This window comes from Streptomyces spiramenti, from assembly GCF_012034385.1.
Lineage (GTDB): Bacteria > Actinomycetota > Actinomycetes > Streptomycetales > Streptomycetaceae > Streptomyces > Streptomyces spiramenti.
The window spans coordinates 1-6,243 of record NZ_JAAVJB010000263.1 but is presented as its reverse complement, the minus strand read 5'-3'; the positions used below and the strand labels follow the sequence as shown (position 1 = coordinate 6,243).

The 6,243-nt window shown below is 75.2% G+C and carries 5 protein-coding genes; 3 read left to right on the top strand and 2 right to left on the bottom strand.

The genetic code is table 11. From position 1 onward, the window contains the following. The 3 genes from HCJ92_RS21105 to HCJ92_RS21095 all read left to right on the top strand — a co-directional run. On the top strand, positions 1-880 hold an 880-nt coding region (locus HCJ92_RS21105; protein WP_167935201.1), incomplete at its 5' end, for an ATP-binding cassette domain-containing protein. Further along, positions 877-1,818, top strand: a complete 942-nt coding sequence (locus HCJ92_RS21100) for an ECF transporter S component (RefSeq protein ID WP_167935200.1) — start codon at positions 877-879, stop codon at positions 1,816-1,818. The genes HCJ92_RS21105 and HCJ92_RS21100, both read left to right, overlap by 4 nt. A gap of 298 nt (positions 1,819-2,116) precedes the next feature. Beyond that, positions 2,117-2,698 (top strand): TMEM165/GDT1 family protein, encoded by a 582-nt coding sequence (locus HCJ92_RS21095; protein ID WP_167935199.1) that lies wholly within the window; start codon positions 2,117-2,119, stop codon positions 2,696-2,698. 184 nt (positions 2,699-2,882) lie between these two features. Here HCJ92_RS21095 and HCJ92_RS21090 read toward each other — a convergent pair whose 3' ends face one another. Beyond that, entirely contained in the window at positions 2,883-3,554 is a 672-nt protein-coding gene (locus HCJ92_RS21090) for an HAD-IA family hydrolase (protein ID WP_167935198.1), read from the bottom strand. Positions 3,555-3,759: 205 nt separating this feature from the next. Then, positions 3,760-5,886, bottom strand: a complete 2,127-nt coding sequence (locus HCJ92_RS21085; protein ID WP_209311408.1) for an MDR family MFS transporter — start codon at positions 5,884-5,886, stop codon at positions 3,760-3,762. Between the last annotated feature and the right edge of the window lie 357 nt (positions 5,887-6,243).

The window sequence follows — 6,243 nt, the reverse complement described above, 5'->3', positions numbered from 1 at the left end:
CGCCCGGCCCGCGCAGCCGACGGCGGGCGGGCAGGCGGCGCCGGTGGGGCCGGTGGCGCTGCTGAGCGCGGTCGATGTACGGCGGGGCCGCCGCCCCGTCCTGCGGGACGTGGGGCTCGACGTGACCGCCGGCGAGGCGGTGGCGCTGATGGGGCGGAACGGGGCGGGCAAGTCCACCCTGCTGCGCACCCTGGTCGGGATGCACCGCCCCGCGACCGGCCGCGTCGCGGTCGACGGCGCGGACCCCGCACGCACCGCCCCCAAGGAGTTGCTGCGCCACGTCGGCCTGGTGCCGCAGGACCCCCGGGACCTGCTGTACGCGGAGACCGTGGACGCCGAGTGCGCAGCCGCCGACCGGGACGCCGGGGCGGCGCCGGGCACGTGCCGCGCGCTGGTGGACCGGCTGCTCCCGGGGGTCGCCGGGGCGTCGCACCCCCGGGACCTCTCGGAGGGGCAGCGGCTGGTGCTCGCGCTGGCGGTGGTGCTGGCGGCGGAGCCACCGCTGCTGCTGCTGGACGAACCGACCCGCGGTCTGGACTACGCGGCCAAGGCACGGCTGGTGGAGGTGGTCCGGGAGCTGACCGGCGGCGGGCACGCCGTGGTGCTGGCCACCCACGACGTGGAGCTCGCCGCCGAGCTGGCCGACCGGGTGGTGGTGATGGCCGAGGGCGAGGTGGTCGCCGACGGTCCGACCGGGGAGGTGGTCACCGCCTCCCCGGCGTTCGCGCCGCAGGTCGCCAAGATCCTCGCGCCGACCGGCTGGCTGACCGTGGCGCAGGTGGCGGAGGCCCTCGCCCGCGACGGCGGCCCGGCCGAGGCCGCGGACGACGCGCGGACCACCAACGACGGCTCCGCGCACGACACCGGGGGTGCGGCGTGACCGCCCCGCCGCCCGGCGTCGGCGACCGGACGCGCGGCGGACCGGTCCGGCTGGGCGTCCGTTCGTGGGCCGCGATCGGCCTGCTGACGGCGATCGGTGTCGTGGCGTTCGGCTGGCCGCTGCTGGCCGACGAGTTGTCCGGGCTGGCGCACTCCGGGGACGCACCCTGGCTGTTCGCGCTGCTGCTGCCGCTGCTGCTCGCGGTGGTGGTGGCCGGGGTGTCCGAGGGCGGGCTGGACGCCAAGGCGGTCGCCATGCTCGGTGTGCTGGCGGCGGCCGGTGCCGCACTGCGCCCGCTGGGGGCCGGGACGGCCGGGCTGGAACCGATGTTCTTCCTCATGGTGCTCGCCGGGCGGGCGCTCGGGCCGGGGTTCGGTTTCGTCCTCGGCGCGGTGACGATCTTCGCCTCGGCGCTGCTGACCGGGGGCGTCGGGCCGTGGATGCCGTTCCAGATGCTCGCGATGGCGTGGGTGGCGATGGGCGCCGGAGTGCTGCCGGACGGCGGCCGGCTGCGGGGACGCGCCGAGCTGGTGCTGGTCGCCGCCTACGGAGCGGTCGCGGCCCTCGGCTACGGCCTGGTGATGAACCTCCAGGGCTGGCCCTACCTGGCGGGCATGGGCACGGGGATCTCCTTCGTGCCGGGGGATCCGCCCGTGGAGAACCTGCGCCGCTTCGCGGCCTACGCGACGGCGACCTCGCTGGGCTGGGACGTCACCAGGGCGGGGCTGACGGCGGTCCTGGTGCTGACCGTGGGCGGGCTGGTGCTGCGGGCGCTGCGCCGCGCGACGCGACGGGCCGCCTTCGACGCGCCCGTCGGCTTCGTACCACCGTCGGGCGGAGCGGGGGCCCGCCCGGCGGAGCCGACCGGGGGCGACGGCCCCTCCGGGGGTGCGTCCGGGCCTGTCGGGGCGCCGGGCACGCGCGCCGCCGAGCCGTGACGGGCGCCGGTGGCGGAGCCGTGACGGGCGGTGGCGGTGGCGCGTGCAACAGCGCGGGGCCAGGGCTCTGGCGTAGAGTGGCTGCCGTCTGAAGGGGAGTAGCTCTTCGCCGGACCGTCGACATACTGGCCCACCCGCCGTTCGCGGAGGTGGACCCGGCGCCCGGAGCGGGATGTCGCGCTGTGCGCGGCGCCCGCCAGCGAGACCTTCGGCTCAGCAGTGTCCATGACGCTGCCGTGCCGAAGCGCGCTCTCCCCGGGCCCGGTCGGCACGGCCCGACCGACGAGGTGTCCCACCCGTGTTCAGTTTCACCGTCGCCGCCGTGACCTTCGGCGTCGTCTTCCTCGCCGAGCTGCCGGACAAGACGGCGCTCGCCGGGCTGGTGCTCGGCACCCGCTACCGCGCTTCCTACGTCTTCGTGGGTGTCGCCGCGGCCTTCGCCTTCCACGTCGCCCTCGCCATCGCGGCTGGCTCTCTCCTGGGGTTGCTGCCGCAGCGGCTACTGGCGCTGATCGTCGGCCTGTTGTTCCTCGGCGGCGCCGTACTGCTGCTGCGCCAGAAGGACGAGGAGGAAGGCGAGGTCCGCAAGCCCGCCGACCAGTCGTTCTGGAAGGTCGCCGGCAGCGGCTTCATGTTGATCCTCATCGCCGAGTTCGGCGACCTGACGCAGATCATGACCGCCAACCTCGCCGCCCGCTACGACAGCCCGGTGTCGGTCGCCGTCGGCGCGGTGCTGGCGCTGTGGGCGGTCGCCGCCATCGGCATCCTCGGCGGTCGTGCGCTGATGAAGCGCGTCCCGCTCCGGCTCATCACCCGGGTCGCGGCCACGGTGATGGCGGTGCTGGGCATCTGGAGCCTGATCGAGTCCGTGAGGGGCTGACGCCGCCCCCGGGCGCGGCCGGACGTGCCGGCGCGGGGACGCCCCCCGCGCCGGGCTCGTCCGGCGCCACGGGCCACGGGACGGCGGGTCTCGGCCGGGCGGGTCTTCTCCTGCGGAACCCGACGCCGCGCGGGCGCACGAGGCCGTGGCAGCAGGCGGCGGGCCGGGCGGGAAGTGAGCGGGGTCAGGCCACGGTGAGGCGGACTCCGCCGTCGGGCAGCACCGTCACCGCCACCGCGGTCAGGTCCGGCACCGCCAGGTCGGGGGCGTGGGCGAGCGCGCGGGGCCCGATACCGAGGACCCGCATACCGGCGCCGCGTGCCGCGGCGATACCCGCGCCGGAGTCCTCCAGCACGACGCAGTCGGCGGGGTCGACACCCAGCTCGGCGGCGCCCTTCAGGAACCCCTCGGGGTCGGGCTTGCTGGCGCTGACCGACTCGGCGGTGAGGCGCGGCGAGGGGACGCGCAGTCCGGCGGCGGCCATGCGCCCTTCAGCGAGCGGAAGGTCGGCCGAGGTGACCAGGGCATGCGGGACCGCGGCGATGGCGGCGAGGAACGCGGCGGCGCCGGGGATCGGCACGACCCCCTCCATGTCGGCCTTCTCCTCGGCGAGCATCACCTGGTTCTCGGCGGCGTTTACCTCGGCGGGGCGGTCCGGGAGCAGCTCGGCCATGGTGGCGTGCCCCTGTCGGCCGTGGACCACGGAGAGGACGGCATCGCCGTCCATGCCCTGCCGGGCGGCCCAGCGGCGCCAGACCCGCTCCACCACGGCGTCGGAGTTGACGAGGGTGCCGTCCATGTCGAGCAGGAGGGCACGGGCGGTCAGTTCCTGGGTCGCCGGGTTCGCAGCGGTCACGTGGGCGGGCTCCTGGGGGTCGGGTACGGGGGCGCGGTGCACGGGGCACGACGGAACCAGAGCGGTTCCGCCCGAACGGTCGGGGACGGGCGGAACCACTTTGTATTGTCACGATACAAAAGCGTCGCCCGCGATGCCACCCCCGGGGGTGAACTCTCGGCGTACGCGAGGAGACGCACGCCCGCCGCGTCCGCCCCCGGCGCCGTCAGCCGGGGCCGGGGTCCGGTCCGCGGTCGGGGCGCCCGCCGCCGGAACCCGGCGCCGGGCGGCCACCGCTGTGCGCGGGTTCCCCGGCGGCGGCACTGCCGTCGCAGCGGTGCCACTCCGCGCTCGACCCGCCGAACTCGGTACTCAGGTCGCGGACCAGCCGCGTCAGATCCTGCGGACGGTCCGGGGTCCACCAGTCGCCGAGCAGCCGGGACAACTCCTCGTCCCGCGCCGCCAGTAGCCGCGAGGTGACCGTCCTCCCCCTCGCGGTCGCCACCAGTACGGTCCCTGCCCGCTCCCGGACCAGCAGCCCGCGTTCCTCCAGCTGCCGGACGGCGCCGTCCACGACGCCCGACGGCAGCGCGGTGCGCGCGGGCAGCGGGTCCGGCTCGACGAAGCCGTACCGGTTGACACGCAGCAGCAGCCAGCACGCCGCCGGCGTGAGGTCCGCCCCCGCCGTCACCCCGATGGAGCGGTAGAGGTCGCGACGGCCCGAACGGCTGGAGAGCGCCGACAGCGCCCTCGCGCACTCCTCACGGGAGGACCGCTCCACGGCCGTGGTGCCCAGCGTCTGGCTCCCCTCCGGCGCCGTGACGCTGCCGCGCAGCGGGTCGGGCCGCAGCAGCCACGCCAGCAGGTGTCCGATCAGCACCACCGGCACGGCGTAGAGGAACACCGCCGTGATGGCGTCCGAGTACGCCGACAGCACCCCGGTGCGGGCGCCCCCGCTGAGCTGCTCCACCCCGCGCGGGTCGTGCAGCAGCGAGTCCACGCTGACCCCGCCGGGCAGGGAGGCGCCCGCGAGCTCGGTGCGCAGGTTGTCCCCCAGCAGCCGCGCGAAGATGGCGCCGAAGACGGCGACGCCGAAGGCCGCGCCGACCGTGCGGAAGAAGGTGACCCCCGAGGTGGCCACGCCGAGGTTGCGGTACCGGACGGCGTTCTGCACGGCCAGCACCAGCACCTGGAGGACCATGCCCAGCCCCATGCCGAAGACGGCGAAGGTGAGGCTCATCCGGACGGTGCCCGTCTCCCGGTCCAGGGTGTGCAGCAGCAGCAGCCCGAGCGCGGTCACGGCGGTGCCGAGCACCGGGAAGATCTTCCAGTGCCCGGTGCGGGTGATGATCTGACCGGACAGTGTCGAGGTGACGAAGATGCCCGCGACCATCGGCAGCATGTGGACCCCGGACGAGGTGGGACTGACCCCGTGGACCACCTGGAGGAAGGTCGGCAGGTAGGTCATCGCACCGAACATCGCAAACCCGACGATGAACGCGATGCAGCAGCAGAGGGTGAAGGTGCGGACCGTGAACAGCGACGGCGGCAGCACCGGCTCCACCGCCCGCCGCTCGACGCGCACGAAGAGCGCCAGCGCCACCAGGGTGGCGGCGGAGAGCGTGAACGTCTGCCACGACAGCCAGGGCCAGGTGGTGCCGCCGAGCGAGGCGACGAGCACCAGACCTGCCGCCACCCCGGCGATCAGCCCGGTGCCCGCGTAGTCGATGGTGTGCCGCTCCCGTCGGACCGGCAGGTGCAGGACGGCTGCGATGACCACCAGGGCGAGGACGCCGAACGGCAGGTTGATGTAGAAAACCCACCGCCAGCTCAGGTGGTCGACGAAGAGCCCGCCGAGCAGCGGCCCCAGCACACTCGTCGTACCGAACACCGCGCCGAAGAGCCCCTGGTAGCGACCGCGCTCCCGGGGCGAGACCAGGTCCCCCACCATCGCCATCGACAGCACGATCAGGCCGCCGCCACCCAGCCCCTGGAGGAACCGGAACCCGATCAGCTCGGGCATGTTGCGGGCCGCGCCGCAGAGCATCGACCCCACGAGGAAGATGACCACGGCGATCTGGAAGAGGCGTTTGCGGCCGTAGAGGTCCCCGAGCTTCCCCCACAGCGGGGTCCCCGCCGTCGAGGCGAGGAGGTAGGCGGTGACCACCCAGGAGAGGTGGTCAATGCCGCCGAGATCGCTGACGATCGTGGGCAGCGCGGTGGCGACGATGGTCTGGTCGAGCGCGGCGAGGAACAGGCCGAGCATCAGGGCGCCCATCGAGACCCACAGGGTGCCGCGGCGCGTCTCCCGCTGCGGCTCCTCCTCCACCTCGGACGCCGGCTCCGTGGCCATGGGGCTCCTCCCGGGCGGGCAGGCACGGTTCACCACCGCACCCTGCGCGGACATCACCCACCATCCTGGGCCCAACCGGGAGAAACGGCCTCCCGGGCGGACGGCCCGTGAGAGCGCGCGCGGACGTCCGAGCAGGGCCCCGCTCCGGACGACCGGAGCCGGGCGTCCCGCCCGGACCGGATGCGTCGGGTGAGCGCGGACAGTTTCCGGGACGCCGACCGGCCCGGGACGGCGGGCGCCCCGGGCCGGTCTCGGCGTCAGCGGTTGAGGGGGCGGGCCTCCCGCACCGGCTCGTCGGCCGGGGCACGGAACGCGACCGGCCCACCGGGCAGCGCGCCGTCCCGCCCGATCACGGCC

Excerpts from the sequence above, each read along its gene's own strand:
- HCJ92_RS21085 (WP_209311408.1), bottom strand. The coding sequence starts at position 5,886 with ATGGCCACGGAGCCGGCGTCCGAGGTGGAGGAGGAGCCGCAGCGGGAG.